At 44.0% G+C, this 20,938-nt stretch carries 21 protein-coding genes and 1 pseudogene; 13 read left to right on the forward strand and 9 right to left on the reverse strand.

Going from position 1 to position 20,938, the window contains the following annotated elements:
• Positions 1-16: 16 nt before the first annotated feature.
• Positions 17-1,435: a DICT sensory domain-containing protein gene (locus HWQ38_RS32990; protein ID WP_292802250.1), complete on the forward strand. Its 1,419-nt coding sequence runs from the start codon at positions 17-19 to the stop codon at positions 1,433-1,435.
• Positions 1,436-1,570: 135 nt separating this feature from the next.
• Here HWQ38_RS32990 and HWQ38_RS32995 read toward each other — a convergent pair whose 3' ends face one another.
• Positions 1,571-3,277 carry a HAMP domain-containing sensor histidine kinase gene (locus HWQ38_RS32995; protein ID WP_292802253.1) on the reverse strand — a complete coding sequence of 569 codons (1,707 nt, stop codon included), beginning with the start codon at positions 3,275-3,277 and terminating at the stop codon, positions 1,571-1,573.
• A 292-nt stretch (positions 3,278-3,569) separates the two neighbouring features.
• Here HWQ38_RS32995 and HWQ38_RS33000 point away from each other — a divergent pair, with 292 nt between their 5' ends.
• The 3 genes from HWQ38_RS33000 (at position 3,570) to HWQ38_RS33010 (ending at position 7,470) form a co-directional block, all read left to right on the forward strand.
• Complete coding sequence (locus tag HWQ38_RS33000; RefSeq protein WP_292802367.1) at positions 3,570-4,388, forward strand: SDR family oxidoreductase; 819 nt, start codon at positions 3,570-3,572, stop codon at positions 4,386-4,388.
• Between the two features lie 606 nt (positions 4,389-4,994).
• Entirely contained in the window at positions 4,995-6,899 is a 1,905-nt protein-coding gene (dnaK, locus tag HWQ38_RS33005; RefSeq protein ID WP_292802256.1) for a molecular chaperone DnaK, read from the forward strand.
• Positions 6,900-7,263: 364 nt separating this feature from the next.
• Positions 7,264-7,470, forward strand: a complete 207-nt coding sequence (locus HWQ38_RS33010; RefSeq protein WP_292802378.1) for a hypothetical protein — start codon at positions 7,264-7,266, stop codon at positions 7,468-7,470.
• Between the two features lie 163 nt (positions 7,471-7,633).
• Here the strand turns inward: HWQ38_RS33010 and HWQ38_RS33015 are convergent, their stop codons facing one another.
• A complete protein-coding gene (locus tag HWQ38_RS33015; RefSeq protein WP_292802259.1) occupies positions 7,634-8,905 on the reverse strand; it encodes an FGGY-family carbohydrate kinase in 1,272 nt (423 codons plus the stop codon).
• 160 nt (positions 8,906-9,065) lie between these two features.
• Between HWQ38_RS33015 and psaM the strand changes: the two genes are divergently transcribed.
• Entirely contained in the window at positions 9,066-9,197 is a 132-nt protein-coding gene (gene psaM / locus HWQ38_RS33020) for a photosystem I reaction center subunit XII (protein ID WP_190912801.1), read from the forward strand.
• Between the two features lie 251 nt (positions 9,198-9,448).
• Positions 9,449-9,868 carry a hypothetical protein gene (locus HWQ38_RS33025; protein ID WP_292802268.1) on the forward strand — a complete coding sequence of 140 codons (420 nt, stop codon included), beginning with the start codon at positions 9,449-9,451 and terminating at the stop codon, positions 9,866-9,868.
• A 211-nt stretch (positions 9,869-10,079) separates the two neighbouring features.
• On the opposite strand, the gene HWQ38_RS33030 is transcribed toward HWQ38_RS33025, so the two are convergent.
• Positions 10,080-10,805: a tetratricopeptide repeat protein gene (locus HWQ38_RS33030; protein ID WP_292802271.1), complete on the reverse strand. Its 726-nt coding sequence runs from the start codon at positions 10,803-10,805 to the stop codon at positions 10,080-10,082.
• A 472-nt stretch (positions 10,806-11,277) separates the two neighbouring features.
• Here HWQ38_RS33030 and HWQ38_RS33035 point away from each other — a divergent pair, with 472 nt between their 5' ends.
• Positions 11,278-11,742 (forward strand): hypothetical protein, encoded by a 465-nt coding sequence (locus tag HWQ38_RS33035; RefSeq protein WP_292802274.1) that lies wholly within the window; start codon positions 11,278-11,280, stop codon positions 11,740-11,742.
• A 3-nt stretch (positions 11,743-11,745) separates the two neighbouring features.
• Positions 11,746-12,303 carry a glutathione S-transferase family protein gene (locus HWQ38_RS33040; RefSeq protein WP_292802277.1) on the forward strand — a complete coding sequence of 186 codons (558 nt, stop codon included), beginning with the start codon at positions 11,746-11,748 and terminating at the stop codon, positions 12,301-12,303.
• Between the two features lie 63 nt (positions 12,304-12,366).
• Here the strand turns inward: HWQ38_RS33040 and HWQ38_RS33045 are convergent, their stop codons facing one another.
• From HWQ38_RS33045 to HWQ38_RS33060, 4 genes and pseudogenes are all read right to left on the reverse strand, one after another.
• Entirely contained in the window at positions 12,367-12,858 is a 492-nt protein-coding gene (locus HWQ38_RS33045; protein ID WP_292802280.1) for a YajQ family cyclic di-GMP-binding protein, read from the reverse strand.
• 152 nt (positions 12,859-13,010) lie between these two features.
• Positions 13,011-13,437: pseudogene (locus HWQ38_RS33050) on the reverse strand (MAPEG family protein).
• Positions 13,438-13,565: 128 nt separating this feature from the next.
• Positions 13,566-14,069: a DNA recombination-mediator protein A gene (locus HWQ38_RS33055; protein WP_292802370.1), complete on the reverse strand. Its 504-nt coding sequence runs from the start codon at positions 14,067-14,069 to the stop codon at positions 13,566-13,568.
• An 81-nt stretch (positions 14,070-14,150) separates the two neighbouring features.
• Entirely contained in the window at positions 14,151-14,687 is a 537-nt protein-coding gene (locus tag HWQ38_RS33060) for a PadR family transcriptional regulator (protein WP_292802283.1), read from the reverse strand.
• A 100-nt stretch (positions 14,688-14,787) separates the two neighbouring features.
• On the opposite strand from HWQ38_RS33060, the gene HWQ38_RS33065 reads away from it, so the two are divergent.
• The 5 genes from HWQ38_RS33065 (at position 14,788) to HWQ38_RS40660 (ending at position 18,394) form a co-directional block, all read left to right on the forward strand.
• Positions 14,788-15,315, forward strand: a complete 528-nt coding sequence (locus HWQ38_RS33065; protein ID WP_292802286.1) for a DUF4188 domain-containing protein — start codon at positions 14,788-14,790, stop codon at positions 15,313-15,315.
• A gap of 664 nt (positions 15,316-15,979) precedes the next feature.
• The gene (locus tag HWQ38_RS33070; RefSeq protein WP_292802289.1) at positions 15,980-16,918 is read left to right on the forward strand and encodes a reverse transcriptase domain-containing protein; all 939 of its coding nucleotides are present in this window, start codon (positions 15,980-15,982) and stop codon (positions 16,916-16,918) included.
• Complete coding sequence (locus tag HWQ38_RS33075) at positions 16,893-17,765, forward strand: group II intron maturase-specific domain-containing protein (RefSeq protein ID WP_292802292.1); 873 nt, start codon at positions 16,893-16,895, stop codon at positions 17,763-17,765. Before HWQ38_RS33070 ends, HWQ38_RS33075 begins: the two co-directional genes overlap by 26 nt.
• Positions 17,758-18,072 carry a transposase gene (locus HWQ38_RS33080; protein ID WP_292802295.1) on the forward strand — a complete coding sequence of 105 codons (315 nt, stop codon included), beginning with the start codon at positions 17,758-17,760 and terminating at the stop codon, positions 18,070-18,072. The genes HWQ38_RS33075 and HWQ38_RS33080 overlap by 8 nt, the downstream gene beginning before the upstream one ends.
• A gap of 49 nt (positions 18,073-18,121) precedes the next feature.
• Positions 18,122-18,394: a zinc ribbon domain-containing protein gene (locus tag HWQ38_RS40660; RefSeq protein ID WP_366933369.1), complete on the forward strand. Its 273-nt coding sequence runs from the start codon at positions 18,122-18,124 to the stop codon at positions 18,392-18,394.
• A gap of 108 nt (positions 18,395-18,502) precedes the next feature.
• On the opposite strand, the gene HWQ38_RS33085 is transcribed toward HWQ38_RS40660, so the two are convergent.
• Together HWQ38_RS33085 and HWQ38_RS33090 are read right to left on the reverse strand one after the other, a co-directional pair.
• On the reverse strand, positions 18,503-19,585 hold the full coding sequence (locus tag HWQ38_RS33085; protein ID WP_292802298.1) for a phosphotransacetylase family protein: 1,083 nt from the start codon (positions 19,583-19,585) through the stop codon (positions 18,503-18,505).
• A 722-nt stretch (positions 19,586-20,307) separates the two neighbouring features.
• A complete protein-coding gene (locus HWQ38_RS33090; protein WP_292802301.1) occupies positions 20,308-20,697 on the reverse strand; it encodes a response regulator in 390 nt (129 codons plus the stop codon).
• Positions 20,698-20,938 lie beyond the last annotated feature (241 nt).

Here is a 20,938-nt window from a genome sequence, read left to right on the forward strand (position 1 = left end):
TTGTTGTGCTTGACTGATGAATGTATCTCTGACTAAGGAACTGTCTGTTTATCAACTGGTTATGGGAGTGCAAGTGCCTCCTAAACCATTGTCCCTCAGTCCTGCTACTCTGCTATCACTGGTGAGAGCGCAAATTGACTTACTAATTGAGCAGCAAATTGCAGCAACTTTATGGGTGAAGCTACCACCAGATAAAATTTGGCAATCAGAATTAGCGCGTTATAAATCCTCGGTAGGTGGATCTAGTCTCATTTATACTTGCCAGATTGAGGAAGCAGGGGGAGATGGGGCAGAGGGAATAAATGCATCCCCCTCATCCTCTCATCATGTCTCTGTTCACCTCCCACCAGATAGCCAAATGCGACGGGAAAATTTTTTGATGGTGTTATCGCCCCAGTTTTGCAGTTTAATTTTGGCTCATCGACCACTTAAAAAACGCCAAAATCAGATATCGGTGAAGGTAAATACTAATAAAAACAAAAAACAGCCGTTGCTGATTATAACTACTGTTGAGGGGAGAATAATTCAGCAAGTATTAGATGGCATCCGAAAAGGGATTCCGCCAGAATCATCGCCGATTTTACTTGCTAGTTTTGTTTGTCCAACTGTGCCTCAAGCCGCACTGATGAATCAACTGTTGGCAAAACAACTCCTGCGACAAGATGAAATTAATCGTCAAATCATCACATTAGGCACCACTCGGTTGGAGCAGAAAAAGCAAGAACTGCACAACAAAGAGCAACTCAAAGATGAATACCTGAAAAATGTATGTCAGGAATTGCGTACACCCCTAACGCACATGAAGACAGCACTTTCGATATTGAATTCCCCTAATCTTAAACCCCCCCAGCGACAACGTTATTTACAGATGTTAAATACCCAGTGCGATCAACAAAATTCCCTGATTACTGGTTTGTTGGAACTAGTGCAGCTAGAAGGGAATTTGGAGGGGAGGGCTTTGGAGTCAGTGCGTCTCTCAGATATTGTGCCTGGAGTAGTCAGTACGTATCAAACTGTAGCCCAAGAAAAAGGGATTATCTTAGCCTACACTGTACCGCCTGAAATCCCATCTGTTTGGTGCGTGAGCGGTGGTCTGAGGCAAATTGTGATCAAAATGCTGCATAACAGCATTAAGTTTACCCCTAATGGTGGTCAAGTATGGTTGCGTGCCCGGATTCAAGGCGATTATGTCCAATTAGAATTCCGTGACACAGGTATCGGTATTGCCGAAAATGAGATTCCCAAAATCTTTGAGCGGTTTTATCGTGTGCGTACAGCCGCAACTGAAGATTATGGTGGTGCTGGGTTGGGGTTAACAATTGTACAGCAATTGCTGTTGCGCTCTGGCGGATCTATTTCTGTAAAAAGTAAATTATCTGAAGGTTCCACATTTACAGTGCAACTGGCAATTGTTGGCAATAGCCCAAGAGCGTAGGCGTAGCCAGCCGTAGGCATCGCTACAGAAAATTAGTGATGAGTTATGAATTTTTAACTCCAAACTCCTGTACAGACGCGATTAATCGCGTCTCTTAACTCCAAACTCCTGTACAGACGCGATTAATCGCGTCTCTTAACTCCTAACTCCCGGCTTCTGCTTGCTAACTTCTAAAGGCAGGAAAATCGTCAAAACTTCCCCATAATGTGGACGCTGGCGCACAATCAATTTACCACCGATCGCCTGAAACAAATGCTTGGTTGCGGCAATATTCAAACTAATCGTACCCGTTTCTGGTTGGAACATCAGCAGTTGACCCAGCGCCTTACGAATTGGTGGCCTTGTAGGTGTGGCGGCTTTACTTGAATCTTTGCACCCGAATTGGGGCGATAATTGTAACTTCAGTTGATCTCCAGCCGGGATAACTTGTACTTGAATATGGCTGCCGGGGGGTAAGGTGCGAGTGAAATTCTCTATCAAACCAGTGAGTACCTGATCCAGCATGGTAGGATTACTCACTACCGTTGGTAGTTGCTGGGGTAAAACAACATTTAAAGTTAAGTTCCGCCGATGCGCTGCTTGTTCCCACCGGGGAATACTCTGCTGCAACACTTGATCTAAAGACATCGGCGTGAGTTGAGTTTTTGAAGATTTTGTGGAAGCAGTAGTTTCCAGTTCTGCTGCCTTAAACAGCAACTCCATGCGGTCAATTTGCTCGGTACACTCGTGATCGATAATTTTTAAGCGATTGATCACCCCAGCATCTAAGTCTCGCCGCTTCAACAGCAGACGAGTCATAGTGCGAATAGTTGTTAAAGGTGTGCGGACTTCGTGAGCAAAGGCTTGGAGCAATTCTACATCAGGATTTGAGGATTGGGCACTTGTACTGAGCGTTCGCGTAGCGTCTGGTAGAGAAGTCGTTGGCGTAGCCTCTCGTAGAGAAGTATTGAGCATTGGGCATTGGGCACTTGTACTGAGCGTTCGCGTAGCGTCTGGTAGAGAAGTCGTTGGCGCAGCCTCTCGTAGAGAAGTATTGGGCACTTGTATTGACTTGTACTGAGCGGCGTCGAAGTAGCGTTGTCGAAGTATTGGGCATGGGTTATTCTCCTTGTCCCCCTTGTCCCCAGTCCCTTCTGGTTCGGTTAATTCCTGAAGCAACAACTGGCTAAACTCAATTATGATCCGGTAATCTGGTGCTACCGGGGAATACTGTTCTACTAATGCATCCAGGCGGGCAAAAAATTCTGGATTAGCGAGCATTACCCTTGCTCCTAGCGATCGCCAAGCCTGCTGTACTACCTCTGGCTCAAAAGAAAATGAAAAGGTTTTTTTACCGTTCTTGTGTGTTGCTAAAACCAGTACTAATCTAAATTTATCTGTAAAAACTAAGCAAAACTGCTCTGTACCCAACGGATCGGCAGGTAGTAAGGAAAGTAGCGATTCATGGGGAATGATTTCTTCATTTACAGACGCATTGGCGTAACCCGCACTTTGACTTACTTCAACTCCGTTCACTAGAACTGGCTCTGTTACCACCGCAGGCATCGCATCTGGCATTTGAAATGGCATCAGCGCCAAAGGATTAAATGGTTTTGCCGTAAAAGTTACTGTTTGTAAGCTTTGAGTCAGTTTTGGCTGACTAAATAAGGGTGCTGGTGCAGCTAAAACCAATCCTTGGGTTGTGTCTGTTGAAGAATCTGCTAAAGTATTTAATAGCAAATGTTCTGTCGCTGCGAGGCTGACACGCCACTGCTGCTGTGCTTTAGCAGGTGAACATTCAGTCACACTCGATTGATTTTCAGCCAAGATTTCGCTCAGGCTTGGCAATATCCATTTGTACACAAGTTTTCACCCCTTAATTCAAGAGCGACTAACAGCGTCTAGGGTAGACATTTCACTACTACCTAAGAGGTTATATCTATTTGTGTACTGATGACAGTGGTAGAACCGAACAATTGGGGCGCAATTTCCCCTCTAAGTGCGATGTCTACGATGATCACTGAGCTTGCGGAAGTGCGGGCTATTCGGTGACGCAGTTATCGCCTAAAAAACATTCGTGCTGACTTTTACCGCCTACGAGTGGGCTGTATTCCATACAATTGAGAACCGCATAGACTATCTCAAAGGCACTTTTATGACTTCTTTTGAAACTTCAGTTAAAGATTTGGTACTAGTTACTGGTGCTACTGGTGGAGTAGGGCAACTCGTGGTAGGCAAGCTGCTAGAAAAGGGCTTGAAAGTTCGTGTCCTGACACGCAATGCCGCAAAAGCTGAAGAAATGTTTAACCAGAGGGTAGAAATTGCCGTTGGTGACATCCGCCAGCCAGCTACACTGCCAGCCGCAATGCCAGATATAAGCCAGATCATAAGTTGTACCGGAACCACTGCCTTTCCCTCTACGCGATGGGAGTTTGACCAACCCCCAAACTTAATTGAATGGGGAATCACTTTCCTTAACCCCAAATCTAGTGAAGCAAAAGCAAAGAATAGTCCGGCAAAGGTCGATGCCCAAGGTATCAGCAACCTAGTGGCAGCAGCACCCCGGAATTTGCAGCGATTCGTTTTCGTCTCTTCCTGTGGAATTCTCCGTAAAAATCAGTTTCCTTTTAGTATTCTTAATGCCTTCGGCGTGTTGGATGCCAAACAAAAGGGTGAGGAGTCGATTATTAATTCTGGATTACCCTACACCATTATCCGCCCAGGACGCCTCATTGACGGGCCATATACCTCATACGACCTCAACACCCTTCTCAAGGCAAAAACCGGGGGTAAATACGGTGTGGTCGTAGCCACCGGGGATACACTTTCGGGTGATGCCAGCCGGATTGACGTAGCAAACGCTTGTGTGGAATGCCTTTTTCAGCCAAGTAGTTCTAGGAAAATTTTTGAAATAGTCAACCAGGGACAAAGACCGCCTGTAATTGAGTGGGAAACTCTTTTTTCTTTGCTCTGAGTAAGTGCTGAGTAGTGAGTGCTAAGTGCTGAGTAATAGCCCCAATGCCCAATCCCTAATCCCCAAATAAATATAAATATTGCCGATTATACAAAATTACGGAAGCAATGCCGGTGGCGGGCTGTGACGCTCGTTGCGCTAAAGCGTCTCCCCTTCTCTACGAGACGCTACGGCAAGGGAGAAGACTCGCTAACGCAACGCTTAGGGTGACGCACCTTTTAATCTCCTTCTGTCCTCAGTGTTTCTGTAGTTTTTTGCCTCTAAAGACGGCAAACACCACTCTGACGTTACGGTTCACCCTAATTGCTGAAAGTATTAATTCTTATACATTAGACAGAGTGAAGGCAAATTAATTCATGAACCAACTAACAAACACAATTTAGTTAGTTTAACCGTCCCAAGCAAGGTTCGGGAAACCACCCTTCATGGACTGGCTACCACTAAGCTTCAGTATATATATCAGCATAATCTGGAGTTTTAACCCCAGGCAAGCCAAACCAAAGGTATTCATGCTGAACTGGCTGATTTATTGACCCTGTTGGTTCAAAATTTAGTCCTTTATATTCTCATTCATTCATTTGTACTTATACGGAGCCAGCACCTAAAATGGCAAAAGTAGTTGGAATTGACTTAGGAACAACGAACTCCTGCGTGGCAGTGATGGAAGGTGGTAAACCCACAGTAATTGCTAATGCTGAAGGTTTTCGGACAACGCCATCAGTAGTCGCATTTGCGAAAAATGGCGACAATTTGGTTGGTCAAATCGCCAAACGCCAAGCGGTGATGAACCCCGAAAATACGTTTTATTCAGTCAAACGCTTTATCGGACGCCGCTACGACGAAGTGAGTAATGAAGCTACGGAAGTTTCTTACAAAGTCCTCAGCAGCAACGGCAATGTCAAACTAGATTGCCCAATCGTTGGTAAACCATTTGCTCCTGAAGAAATTTCGGCAAAAGTTCTTCGCAAACTAGTTGAAGATGCCAGCAAATACCTGGGCGAAACCGTAACCCAAGCTGTAATCACCGTTCCGGCATACTTCAACGACTCTCAACGCCAAGCGACAAAAGACGCTGGTAAAATTGCCGGGATTGAAGTTCTGCGGATTATCAACGAGCCTACTGCTGCTTCTCTGGCTTATGGGTTTGACAAGAAGAGTAACGAAACCATTCTTGTGTTTGACCTTGGTGGTGGTACTTTCGACGTATCCGTGCTGGAAGTAGGAGACGGAGTTTTTGAAGTCCTAGCCACATCTGGTGATACCCACCTCGGCGGTGACGACTTCGATAAAAAAATAGTTGACTTCTTAGCTGAGAAGTTCAAGAAAGACGAAGGCATTGAGCTACGAAAAGATAAGCAAGCTTTACAACGTCTAACTGAAGCCGCAGAAAAAGCCAAAATTGAGCTTTCTAGTGTCAGTCAAGCAGAAATCAACCTGCCATTTATCACCGCTACCCAGGATGGTCCCAAGCACCTGGATACAACGCTGACTCGCGGCAAATTTGAAGAACTTTGCTCTGACTTAATCGACCGTTGCCGTATTCCTGTGGAAAACGCCCTTCGGGATGCCAAGTTAAACAAAGGCGATATTGATGAAGTGGTGTTAGTTGGTGGTTCTACCCGGATTCCCGCAGTCCAACAGATTGTGAAGCAGGTATTGGGTAAAGACCCCAACCAAAGTGTTAACCCCGATGAAGTGGTAGCAGTTGGTGCAGCCATTCAAGCTGGGGTACTGGCTGGTGATGTAACTGGCATCTTGCTGTTAGACGTGACACCGCTATCTTTGGGTGTAGAAACATTGGGCGGCGTGATGACCAAAATTATCCCCCGGAACACGACAATTCCTACCAAAAAATCCGAAGTTTTCTCCACTGCTGTGGATGGTCAAACCAACGTAGAAATTCACGTCCTCCAAGGTGAACGCGAATTCTCTAACGATAATAAGAGTTTGGGAACCTTCCGCCTTGATGGTATTCCACCTGCACCACGCGGCGTTCCTCAAATTGAAGTCGTGTTCGACATTGATGCCAATGGTATCCTTAATGTCACCGCTAAGGATAAAGGTACTGCTAAAGAACAGTCCATCAGCATAACTGGCGCTTCCACCCTGGATAAAAATGACGTTGACCGGATGGTGAGAGAAGCTGAACAGAACGCTTCATCTGACAAAGAACGGCGTGAGAAGATTGAACGCAAGAACCAAGCCGACTCTTTGGCATACCAAGCTGAGAAGCAGCTACAAGAATTGGGCGATAAAGTTCCGGCTGCTGATAAGACCAAAGTCGAAGGTTTGGTAAAAGAAGTGCGGGAAGCAGTTGCTAAAGAAGATGATGAGCAAATCAAGAAGCTGACCCCAGAATTGCAACAAGCCCTATTCGCTGTCGGTAGCAACATCTATCAACAAGCCGGTGGCGGAGCTGCACCAGGTGCTGAACCTCAAGATGGTGGTTCTACATCTAGCTCTGGTAGCGCCGATGATGTGATTGACGCTGATTTTACAGAGAGCAAATAATTCCCTTACTTCTTTTGGGAAGATTATCTTGTCCTACCTCATATTACTCACTCAGGCAAATGTCTGGGTGGGGATTTTTTTTAGGAGTTGGCAATTATATCATGTCCGCATATTTTATAGTCTAGCTCCCGGCTGTGCGATCGCCTCGCCACAATCTAAATGTATCATCATCGAATAGCTCCACTTAGCTATACCTCTAAATCAGATTCGTACTCACTAACTCCAATCAATAATGCTACTTTAACCATTTAAATACTCAATAGTACTACAAAGTTTTGAATATATCTTGAGTATTCACTTTTACGGACTCTAGCGTAATATTCCACTTAGAGCGAGTAACCAACGCATTCTTTGGGATTAATTATTGTCCGACACAGATGTGAAATACGTTCTTTCTCTTGCGGGAGAATATTGTATTAACCCATTCGTTATCGTCAACAATTATCGCCACGTCGCCGGAAACTGTTACAACTATTCTGGGAATAATCCGAAGAATTTGATTGCAGCATTGGACAAAGCCATTGCCAAAGGTGGGCATCATTATCCTCTCAAAACTCACATCAAGAATTAGTAAAGGGGATAGATGACATTCGCTTGCTGCGAAGCACCCATCCCCGAATAGCTGCCCAGATGATGAACCGGTATCTAATCATTTAAGTATCAGCCGAGATATATTAATTGTCACTGGGATAGATACTGATTTTCAACATATCTACAAAAAGATAGTTACACAATTACTGTTGTTTACCCTTTCTTACATCCCCCATCGCCAATAGCGCCGTTCCGTAAGCAGCTTCGGTATACACTGACGCTACTAGAGGAACCTGCAAATGACGCGCCCTAATTGCAGTCCAAGTGTCATTTACCGCGCCACCACCAGCAGTATAAACACGGGTCAACTTATCTGCGCCCATTTTTTGTAATAATTCATACCCTCGCGCTTCTATGCGGGCAATACTTTCTAACAACCCATGCAGAAATTCCACTGGGTTATCTGGGCGTGGTTCCAAGCGTGGGGCTAAATTAGGATCATTAATCGGAAAGCGATCGCCTGCTTTCAATAATGGATAATAATCTAACTCGCTGGCTTTTGATAGATCAATCTCACGACTAAGGCTTTCTAACTCAGCGTTTGTGAAAAATTGCTTAAGTACTGCACCCCCAGTATTAGAAGCACCACCAGTCAGCCACAAATCCCCCAAACGATGGCTGTAAATCCCATATCTGGCATCCTCTACACGGGTACGGCTTAATAACTTTAGTACCAACGTTGAACCAAGGGAAGTCACGGCTTCACCAGGCAATTTTGCTCCACTGGCGAGAAAAGCAGCAATACTATCAGTTGTACCAGCACATAAGAGACAATCACGGCGGAAATGAAACTTCTCTGCAATTTCAGGGCGCAATTCTGCAATCGGAGTCCCAGGAGGTAAAACTTTGGGTAGCTGAATCGGTATTTGCAACTTTTCTAGCCATTCTGGGTATTTCAACTCTTCCACGTCATAACCCAGCTTTAAAGCATTATGGTAATCGCTAATACCCAACTGACCATGTAGAAGGAACGCCAGCCAATCTGCTTGATGTAGGAAATATCTAGCTTCATTAAAAGTAGGTAATTGTCTCATCCACAAAAGTTTGACTAGGCTGGAGGTGGCACTCAACACGGTATGATTAGGTGGTGCGATACTCCTCAAATGCTCTAGCATCAATGATCCCCGCGCATCGTTGTACAGCAATGGTGCATCTGTTGGATTGCCAGCAGCATCGACCAGCAAGACTGTGGAAGAAGTACCATTAATTGCGATCGCTTTAATTTCTCGCCGCAATTCTTCAGGTATTTGTTCCACCAGCACAAACAAAGCCTCTTGCCAAATTTTTGGCATAATAGGCGCTGGTGAATCCTGGAAGGGATATCGCACCTCAGCCTGGATACAAGCAGCTTCCTCGTCAATCACCACACCGCGTGCGCCAGATGTGCCGAAGTCGATACCGAAATACAAATTCATATTTTTTATAAATTTTTATAAAATGGAGAATAACTAACGACTACTGACTATTAACTGCTTTTGTTGCATCTTGTAACAAGATATTCCCCAATCTAGGCAAAACAAGGAAAAGTAGTAAACGAACTGTTCAAAATCTATTCAGGTTAGGAGGTTTTCAGCCATGCCTATCTTAGATACTCTGTACATCGCTCAGGTGTCTTCCATCTCAGATACTCAAGTCTACATCGCTCTAGTTGTGGCGTTGATCCCAGGAGTTCTAGCTTGGCGATTAGCCACAGAACTTTACAAATAAGGCTACGATGTGACACAGTTAAAAAGCTAATAATCCTGGCAGTACGGGGTGCAATTTCTATACCTTGTGGCTTTATGCCATAAGTAGTTAGAAACCTTGCACTTACGTAAGCCAGGTTATTTTTTAATTATTGCAATACTTGTAGCTATTTGCAAAAAATGAAGTAATATGACAGCTAAATCAAGCAGTAATTACCGCCAGAGCGCTTTTACAGTGCTTCCCTTCACTAAGCGAGGTTATTTTTTAGGATCATGAACGCGATTCAACCCTCCAGACCACCGTTACAACCTATACAAAAACGCCGGGTCATTCTTCGACCAAAACGGCATCTTCGTCAACGTTCTTACCAAGTGATGGCACTAGAAAGCACAGCCAAAATAGCGGTTAATCTTGTGATTACAGCTGTTGCAGCATCTGCTTTAGCACAACTTTTGTCTTATCATTGGTCACAGCAACAAAAGTTAGGAGAAATTAGTACTGAAGTCAAGCTGATGGAAGAACATGTCAATGGTTTGCAAGCGGAATTTAGCCGTAACTTCGATCCTCAGCAAACTAAAACTATTATGCAACAACAAGGATACCGATTTGATCCTAGCCAGCGTCGGGTGGTGTTGATGAATCACGATCGCCGAGAAGATGAACAAACAGAGTCATCACCCGAAGAAAAATAGCGAATTTGGGATTATTTAGGCTTCTTGTGATTCGGGCTACGTATAAACTGGGTGTTAATTTATATTATTGCTAATAAATAATGGTTAATAGCTAATTCAAGAATTAGCTATGTAGTTATCATCTATTAGTCATTAGTAATACAGCGTCGCTAAACTCTAATTCAAAATTTAATAATTTATTTTGAATTTTGGATCTCCCAGAAGGACTAATCTACCAAATAGGACGCTGATCAGATAGGAGTTCGTTTAGCCAATTTTCAAGTTGTAAACGCAAACGATAACCAGTAATATCCTTACTGTTGCCGATAGAGGGCAGTTGAGTCAGGGCGCGACGATAATCAGCAACGGCATAATTCCAGTCACCCCAAAGATGGTAAGTTCTGCCACGTTCAGCCCAGATATGAGCTTCTAGTTGACCGAAAAGCAGTGCTACCTCAAAATTCTCAATTGCCTGATCATATTTCCCCAAGTCACGCCAAGTAATGCCTCGATTAATCCACGCCCGGATATGGCAAGGATTGAAATCAATCGCTTGATCGTAGTCGGCAAGTGCTGCTGCTAGTTCTCCACAAGTAGCGTAGTAATTTGCCCGGTTATTATAAGCACTAGCCAAATTGGGATTAAATTTAAGGGCAGTATTATAGTCGTAAAGCGCTTTTTGCGTTTCACCACTTTGGAAATAAATCAGCCCCCGGTTGTTGTAATCAACGGCATTGTAGGGATGGCGGTAAATTAGTTGGGTTAAAAGTGCGATCGCCTCAGTATAATCTCCTTCTTGAGCCAACCTGAAAGCAAAAGAGCGTAAGTAGCTATCCCCTAAAGTCGGTTCGCTGCGATCGTTTTTGCGATGTTCTTGGGCTTTATTTGTACTATTTAGTACAAAATTGTATTGTTGACTTTGCTGGTCATCGTCAGCTAAAAATGAGTGTATATTCATCTTTCCCTGCCTGAAATCCCTGCTTTGTGAAATTAAATTCTAGTTTTTTCTTGCTAGTGGTTTTACCACTGTGTTTATTCTTAAGGTATTTATGGCTACTTGAAAGCTATCTGAAGAGAGAACTTAACCTAATCGCACAAATAGAAATCTACGCCCAAAATAAACAATTGCTCTTCAAACCTAATCATGGATACTTAATCCCGAAGGTGAATTCCAGAAATAGCAGATGTCAATCTCAAAGACTAGTCAAGTAGTGAGAGCGACAAATTGGTAGAATGCCAAGAAGCCGTTCATTAGACACGGGGACTGGGGGACTGGGAACTGGGGACAAGGAGAATAACCAATGCCCAATACTTCTCTACGAGAGGCTGCGCCAACGACTTCTCTACCAGACGCTGTTCGCGTTCGCTCAGTACAAGTGCCCAATGCCCCAATCGCTAGATTTAATTTTTAAGTTTTGAGAAATTTTCCGATGACAACTGCAATTTCCTATTCCAATGCTCCTGATTTAGCAACCGATGATTACATTGTTATCGGCTTGGCAACCTGCTTCGTCAAAGAAGATGGAGAAGTTTATCAAATCGAAGTTATAGAACCGATTCCCTCTGCGGCTTTGGAAGCGCTATTAAAGGGCATTCCTACCTCCTATAAGCTGGCTTATGCAACAACTTTGGGATCTGTGCTCGATGGCGATTCACAACTGGCGCCAGATGGCTTCCCAGAGTCAGCTCAGTTTGGAGAGGAATTTGTGCCACGGGCATTTGCAGCAGCTCGTACCTACAAGCGTCGTCAATCTGCAAAATCCCTGATTCCCTTAGGTACAAACTACACTGATTTTAAATATTCCATTGAGCGCAAACGGGTGTTAAATGCCGCTAGAGTTGTCACAAAAGAAGACAATGTTAAACAACATTCTCACACTCACAAAGTTCTTTAAATTATGCTAAAATTTTACGGCAGTACTCGTAGTCGAGCGTCAATTGTTCACTGGTATTTAGAGGAAATAAAAGTTCCCTACGAATTTGTCAAGCTCGATATGCAGGCGGGTGAACACCTCCAACCGGAATATTTGGTAATTAACCCAGTTGGTAAAGTTCCAGCAATTGTTGATGGAGATTTTAAACTTTGGGAATCTGGGGCGATTTTGCTCTATCTTGCCGATAAGTATAGTAAAAGCATACTTTCACCAGAGGAACGTGGTGTATTTTCCCAGTGGGTATTGTTTGCCAATGCTACCCTTGCTCCAGGGATTTTTCAAGAAGCAAGTCGGGAGCGGGAAATGCCCCGTTTATTGACTCCCTTAAATGAAATTTTCAGTAAGCAACCTTTCTTGCTTGGCAATGAGTTCACTGTTGCTGATGTGGCAGTGGGGTCTGTGCTAAATTACATTCCCATGATCCTGAAGCTAGACCTTAGTTCTTACCCAGCCGTGTTGAACTATATGAAGCAGTTATCTGAGCGTCCGGCATTTCAAAAAAGTATTGCCGGAACAACTTAAAGTAATTCGTAATTCGTAATTCCTAATTCGTAATTGAAGTCTTAATTACGAATTACGAATCTGTTAACGATAATTTGTAAATTGCAAAGCAACTGGGTAGTCTTCTTGTTTGAGTCGCTGCATGACAACTTGTAAGTCATCTTTAGATTTGGCAGAAACCCGTACAGCATCACCTTGAATTGAGGCTTGTACCTTTTTGAATTCGTCCCGAATCAATTTGGAGATTTGTTTGGCGATTTCCTGACTAATGCCTTTTTTGAGTTTGATTTCTTGACGCACGCGATTACCACTGGCTGATTCAACTTTGCCTAAATCAAAGATTTTCTGAGAGAGGTTACGCTTGGCGGCTTTTTCCCGCAGGATGTCGTGTATAGAATCTAGGGTAAACTCGCTGTCAGTACTAACGTTAATACTTTCTTCGACTAACTCGACAGTAGTTTGAGTGTCTTTGAGGTCATAACGACCTTTGATGTCTCGTATAACTTGATCGACAGCATTAACCAACTCTTGTCGGTCAAAGTCGCTCACAATGTCAAAGGAAAAAGTAGAAGCCATAAAACATTTTGGATTTTAGATTTTGGACTTTCCTGCGGAACGCTACGCGTAGCTTGCTTCTCCGTTCGCGGAGCGTCTCGTAGAAAAGGAGTACGGCTACGCTCAGTCGAACAATTTTAGATTGGGGATTGGTATTTCTGCCCACTCCCCAATTAACTAGTTGCTTGGATGATGCTCAAGAAGATGAGAGTGGCAGAGCTAACGGTGCCAATGCCAAACATGAGAGTTCGCAAAAGGGGTATATTCAAAATATAAAACAATTGAGTATAGCAAACGCGCCACCACAAAGGCGATGTCTGACGACAAGCCGCTTTGCGTCTACGCAGATCCTATTCCTGTAGGAGAATTTACACCAGTTATATATGTCATCAATGCAGCTGCGGCAAATATCATAAACGCTTCAAAGGTGTTCTGATGTGCCCAAGTAGCTCGTTGAGCATAAGGTGGCAATTTATCAAGCATAGCGCCAGGAGTAGAAAACGTTTCATACCCCATACGCATACGGGCATAAGCTACCAGCAAAAATGGCACATAAATTAGAGCGGCAGCAGCAGCGATCGAGTACAAAAAAATTATCATTACTTATTAGTCATTGGTTATTAGTCATCAGTCATTAGTCATTGGTCATTAGTCATTGGTCATTCGCCAAACACTTAGATGCGTCAGCAGCTTTCCGCAGGGTAGGACAAAAGACAAATGACAAATGACTAATCAAAGTAGAAGAGAGTCACCACTTTTCTTTGTTCTTCCGCATCTTGACAAGTTTGTAACAAAGTCCCACTGTCGTGAAACGCAAAGCAAATCAGTTGCTGGCAACGAGAGACAATTTCCTTGTTGCACAGGTAACTAGCTTCAGCAAGGGACAGATTATCATTACTGGGATTTTCCACTAAATGCATTACCTGTTCTAGTTGCTGGCGCGATTCCAAAGGCTGGCGTTCCAGGCTTTGGGGTAGAATCACCGTTAACAAATTCGGATCGGCCCGCGTTGCTCCCCGGATGGCAGCTGAATTTGTACCTGTAGCACCAGAAGTAATGATTCGATTACCCGATAAAACTAGGGCATATGTCATCATTTCAATCAGATTCTGATGCGTAATCGGGACGTGACGAGAACCCAGCAAGGCAATTCTTTTAGAACCCGTTTGCTGGATTGTTGCCAGTTCTTGCGCTAATGTATCGAGGCTAATAAGGTCTGTTGATTGGGTCAAAGATGGAGATAATCCGATTAAACGACCCACATATTTTACCAAACAGCGTGTAGGTGCGAGGCAAACCTAAGTTAGACATTGCTACATTTTTTTGATTGTTTGGATTACTTGGTAACACCAAGCCAGCCAATGTGTTTCATAAGTAATACCATTCAGGAGAGTTAAATACTGAAATTTTGCGGATTCTGGGAGTTCTTGCGGATTCTGAAAGCATTCTTGTTCTAAATCCTTGTATGTAGTTAATTTTTTTAAGTGGGCTTTTTGGTGACGCTCAAGCTCTGCCAAGATCATCTGGTTAGAACCAATATGGCCAGCAAAAATTTTCACAAGCAAATCATCTTTAATCGGGGTGGGTTCACAAGGTTGAGCAATCCACTCTTTGAACTGCTGTTGTCCCAAGTCTGTAACGCTGTAGAGCTTTTTATCTGGGCGTCCTGCTTGGACAATCGACTCGGAACTGATCCATCCTTGCTCTTCTAGCTTGGACAACTCTCGATAAATCTGCTGGTGACTTGCTGACCAGAAAAAGCCTACAGAGCCATCGAATCGTTTTGCTAAATCATACCCACTACAAGGGGCGTCAACCAGAGCCGCTAATATTGCGTGCGCTAATGCCATAATTTTTAATTCACTACTTGGCATATGCAACTAATTGGATAAAGATATCTGTATGCAACTAATTGCATATTAAACTAAAATAACAAGGAGTGAGTAGTAGATGCCTCAAGTAATACCAGGAAGATTTACAGCCGAGATTAATGAACCCTTTGTTGTGTTTTTGATTGGGATGCGAATTAATAAATTATTCGCTTTCTCCAAATGGATTCCGACTGCAACGGCGATGTCACCCATGCTACAAAGCCTTTACCAGAATCCTGAAAAAGGGTTTTTAGGGGGAGAAACTTTTGTTTACTGGCGAGGAGTGGGACTGATTCAGTATTGGCGATCGTTCGAGGATTTGGAGCATTTTGCCAGAAATCCAGCTGATGCACATCTAAAAGCTTGGCAAAGGTTTAATCAAGCCATTGGTGCTGATGGCAGTGTTGGCATTTGGCACGAAACTTATTTAATCGAACCGGGAAAGTATGAGGCGATTTACGGGAATATGCCCGTCTTTGGATTAGCTGCTGCAACTAAGCACGTCCCAGCTATGGGCCCCAAGGAGACAGCACGCCGTCGCCTGGGAGGTGACGGCGAACCAGCTGTACCCTCACCAGTAATACAGCCTCCTAACTTTTGCATTTGAGCAAGAGTTGCCTAAGCCATTAGCTACAATTCCAGTTGTGGGAGTGGATTTGGGAATAAAAGTGCGAATCGTTGGCTAGAAACTAAGACCCATAAGGGTTTGGAGGATTAGCCGCAAGGTAAGAACCTTGACAACTGAATGACCATGTAGGTGAGAGTTATTATCCTAGAACCCTCAAATCCTACCCCGTAGGTGCAACGGTGAAAGCATCACCCCCAGGTTCGAGAATAGTCATCAACGCCTGAAGCGGGGTGAAAAGGTGTCTTTACTGACAGCCTAAGTCGGTAAGCATCGAGCAAAGTACCCATGAGTAAAGCCTCGGCTTGAAGATGCGTTTGAATCGTCGTTACAATAAACCAGCGAAATAAGGCTTAACGCGCTGGAGCCAAAAGGCACAGGATAAGGAGTTGGCAAGTTTTTATTTGACCAATATGCACTTCTAAATAAACCCGGCGAACAGCATCACTCTAAAGGTACACAGTATGGTCATTCGGAACGAGATAACCTCTCGCCTGCTCTCAGGTGGTCGAATCCCTGAGTAGGTGCTAACCGTATGCAGCGAGTAGGAGAGATTAAGTCAAAAGCGAATGTCTGGGGTAATGCCCAGAATATGCAAACAGACTTACGGTGATTTGGATGATAAAGTCCCAAGTAGTGAGTAAATATGTCTAATACACAGTCTCAACAACTGATGGTGGAATGGCATTCTATTAACTGGCGCAAGCTAGAGCGTAGTGTGTATAAGCTCCAAAAGAGAATTTATCAAGCCTCTGCCCGTGGTGATGTGAAAGCATATCGCAGACTCCAAAAGACGCTGATGAAGTCTTGGTCAGCAAGAGCTTTATCGGTTCGTAGAGTTCAGGACAACCAGGGGAAAAAGACGGCGGGTGTAGATGGCATCAAATCGCTAACTCCAAAGCAACGTCTAGAACTCACTAGTAATTTAAACCTGGGTTCAAAGGTCAGCCCAAATAGGCGGGTATGGATTCCTAAGCCTGGAACCGAAGAGAAGCGACCTTTGGGGATACCTACAATGAAAGACCGAGCCTTGCAAGCACTTGTCAGACTGGCACTAGAGCCAGAATGGGAAGCGCGATTTGAACCTAACAGTTATGGGTTCAGAGCCGGACGCTCATGCCATGATGCGGTTGAGGCAATATTTAGTGCAATTAGGCTCAAGCCAAAATTTGTGTTAGATGCCGATATAGCAAAATGTTTTGACCGCATCGACCAGGAAGCACTGCTCAGAAAATTAAATACATTCCCCACCATCCGCCGACAAGTTCGAGCATGGTTAAAAGCGGGAGTAATGGATGGCAAGCAGTTGTTTCCAACATCTGAGGGTACTCCACAGGGCGGGGTCATTTCTCCGTTACTGGCAAATATTGCCCTTCACGGAATGGAAGAACGGATTAAACAATATGCCGAAACCCTGCCCACTCGAAGTGGTCATGGTAAACGGGATAACCGTAGAAACCTAAGTTTAATCCGTTATGCCGACGATTTTGTGATTCTCCACGAAAACCTAACCGTTGTCCAAAGATGCAAAGAGATTATCTCTGAATGGTTAAAAAGGCATGGGTTTGGAATTAAAGCCCAGTAAAACGAGACTTGCTCACACCCTCAACCAGTATGAACAAGAAAAACTAGGGTTCGACTTCCTTGGCTTTACGATACAACAATTTCCACAAGGAAAGTATCACTCGAAACAGGGATTTAAGACAATCATCACCCCAAGCAAGCAGAAGCAAAAGGTACATTACGAACAAATCGCTAGGGTTATTGAAGCCCACAAGGCAGCACCGCAAGCGGCGCTAATCAGCCATTTAAACCCAATAATTAGGGGATGGACTAACTACTATGCGACTGTGGTAAGTAAGGTAGCTTACTCAGATATCGATGACCTCACGTACCAAAAGTTAAGAGCTTGGGCAAAACGCCGCCACCCCAAAAAGAATGGGGAATGGGTGTCAAAAAGGTATTGGCAATCCATAGGCGGTGATAACTGGGTATTCGCAACCAGGAAGGAAGGTTTAACCCCACTTCGGTTAATAAATCATGCCAACACCCCGATAGTGCGTCATGTGAAAGTTAAAGGCGAATCGTCACCATACGACGGAAATCTGGTTTATTGGAGTACAAGAATGGGTAATAACCCAGAAATGCCTAGTAAGGTGTCCAAACTCCTGAAAAAGCAAAAAGGGAAGTGTACCCACTGCGAAATGTTCTTCCGCGAAAGCGATGTCCTAGAAGTTGACCATAAAATCCCAAAATCGCAAGGTGGTAAGGATTCCTATGAAAACTGGCAACTCCTGCACCGACATTGCCACGATACAAAGACTGCCAGCGATGGTAGTCCTGGTACAAAATCCGGCTGCAATAGTGCCGAGCCTAAGCCCACCAGAAAACTTGAAAGACTTGAGGATAAATGGGTAATGAGGTATGCGTGACAAGCACCAAATTATTGAGGAGCCGGATGAGGTGAAAATCTCACGTCCGGTTTTGAAGATCAACGAGACTGGTGACAGTCTCGTTGAGTTTAATGCGTTAGCCACTTTATCCACAGGGGTTGTTTTTAGCAATCCCAAAGCTAGAGATAAAATGAATAAAAAATTGGCGAAACAATCTCGCCAATTAATTAATAAAACTAGAGGTTCTAAAAGATATCTTCAGCAAAAGTTAAGAGTTGCAAAAACCCATAAACCCACTTCTGACATGAGGCTGGATGCCACACATAAAGCTACAACTACTTATTAGCAAAAACCACGCAAAAATAGTAGTTGAAAGCTTAAATGTCAAAGGAATGATGGCAAATCACAAATTAGCTGGTGCTGTGGGCGATGCGAACTTCTATGAATTTCGGAGGCAATTTCGGAGGCAATTGGAGTACAAATCTCAGAAATTCGGGTCTGAGATTCTATTTGCTCACCTGTTTTACTCTTCTACTAAAACTTGTTCAAGTTGCGGTTATGTTCAAGATATGTCACTAGCTGTAAGAATCTTTGACTGTCAAAGTTGTAAAATAAGTCTAGACAGGGATTGGAATGCCGCCAAAAACCTAGAAAAACTCTTGGTTTAGGTATTAAAACACGGATGGCTAAACCGTGTCTGGACGCGGAGGGAAATGGTGCCAACTCCACCCGATGAAACGTCAAGTAAAGGAAGGATGTCCAAGGATGTCTAGAGTTTATATAGCAGTTAAACCCAGTTTAGATAACAGGCGCTCAATGTCAAAATGCTCAGACATCAACTGGCGAATGCACTGAACCTTAATCGGCTCGTGGAGGCGGACTTGCCCGAAAGTGCGGTTAACAATTTCTACAGTGGTGAGGGTGTCTAAGTCAACAGATAAAATAGGGATTTCTAGTTCTTCAGCGCGACTGAGAATGAACGGCGGCGGGGGTAGTTGCCCGGTGAGAATTAAACACTGGGTAGAAGTTTCCAAAGCCGCTTGCTGAATTTCCACCCGATCGCCTCCTGTCACTACTGCCATATTCCGGCGTTTGCGGAAATATTTCACGGCTGAATTGACATTCATCGCTCCAATTGCTAAACTTTCCACCAACAAATCTAAGCGATCGTTGCGACAGAGAACATCAGCCTTTAATTGCTTAACTAGTTCGCCAACACTCACGCTACGGAGCAAATCGCTATTCGGCAGCATTGCTAGCACCGGAATCCCCTGCTGTTCCAAAAATGGGCGCAAGAGAGTGTCAACCGCTTCTAGTTGGGCCAGAGGGATATCATTGATCACAACTCCAATCAAGCGATCGCCCACACGCCCTTTCGCAGCCAATAGCGCCTCAACCGAAAGCAACGATTTATAGCGGGTTACTAACAGCACAGCCGCATCCAATACTTCAGCGATTTGCAACAAAGACAAGTCAAACAAATTGCCTTCGGACAAATCACCAGGCCCCTCCAATAACACCAAATCTCCTTGGGACATTTGCAAATATTGCTGTATTAGGGACTGCTGATAATCGGTTTTATCTTCCCCCAGTAAGCGCTTTTGCACATTTAGTTCATCCAAGGCCAGCATTGTAGGTGCAACGCGGTTTGTCGGCAAATTGAGGCTAAGAGCAATGAATTGGACATCTTCCTCAATGACGGTTCCACTAGACGAATTCAAACACGTACCGAGCGGTTTACCGTAGGTAATATCCAGTCCTTTTTGCTGTAGCTGATCAGACAAACCCAGAACAGTTGCAGATTTACCGCTATAAGTCTCGGTTGATCCAATCAGCAAATATTTAGGGGATTTTGGCACACATGCACTCCTAATTTCAAAAGTCAGAAGAACCCAGCTAGGCGTTTCCTAATTCTAGTTCCTTCTGGCGAAAGCCTCTCGCTCTCACAAATTAAGGTTTCCCAGAATTACCTTTTGGTTGAAGAACAAGCAGGGGTAGGGCAGGGCAGGGGTTTTCTTTGCTTGTGTCGGTGCTAACTTGTATGCCTACTCTTCAAGTCAAAAAATCAGGAATGTCATTCTGAGCGGAACGCAGTAGAGAGAAGAATCTCACAGATGTTCGCTCTGCTCAACATGACAATTTAAGCATTTATGCAAGAGGTCTAATCTTCGCAAGAATCTGATTAACAGTTACCAGGATTCCAAGCACAGGCTGAGTTCAATAGAGACTTTTAACACAGTAATAGACTTTTGCATCTAGTAAATTTGCCCTTACTGAGAGGTTAGTTTATACAGTAATCTTAGGTATTCTAGAAAGTTTTCGGCAAATTGTTGGTTAAGTTTTTTTAATTCACACTAGATTTGGTTAATTTTATTTATGCAGAAATTTTCAGCAGCAGGGATGCTGGCAATGTACCTGTTGTTCCTGATTGATACTGAAACTGGATTTTAGTAATCTGAGAATTTTGACATCCTCACCGCTTTTTTAGGAGGGGTGATTCCCTAGTAACCCAAGTTGCTAGTTACTCTTATGGGCGATGATCGCTTCCAGTTTGCAGTAAGCGATCGCAGCTGAAACCCATTCAAGACTTTCCTGAAAAACCCAACACCTGCTTTGACTTTTCAAGTACTTCTTTGGGGCGAAATGGTTTAGTTAGATATAAATCTGCACCAACCTCAATTCCTTTTTGTTTATCAAATTCCTGTCCCTTAGCTGTCAAGATCACAATATAGACATCAGTCATTTGCAGGTCGTGTTTAACAATTTCGCAGACTTTCAGACCATTCATTTTAGGCATCATCACATCGAGAAAAACTAGATTTGGTTTTTCAGTTTTAATAATTTCGAGAGCTTCTTCTCCATTTCTGGCAGTTAGAAGTTCAACACCCTCATCTTCTAATGCTTCTAGAGCTTGTTCCATCAAAATCAAGATGTTCGGTTCATCGTCAACAATCAGAATTTTCTGGGTCATAGGAATTGCGGAGTGGGGAGTTGGGAGTAGGCTTGCCGTGAGCGTAGCCGAATGGGAGTGGGAATTCCCTAGTACAGTACGGCGTAAATAAGCCACCCCTTCGGGTTCACCAGTCGCCTGCGGAGGGAAACCCTCCCGCAGCGCTGGTTCACCATTTGTAATGTCTGAAACCCTTGCTAAAAGGTAATTACGAATTACGAATTATGCGTTCGCGCAGGGTCTCGTAGAGAAGCGGTACTAG

Origin of the sequence: Nostoc sp. NMS7, assembly GCF_017115085.1 — a bacterium.
Lineage (GTDB): Bacteria > Cyanobacteriota > Cyanobacteriia > Cyanobacteriales > Nostocaceae > Nostoc.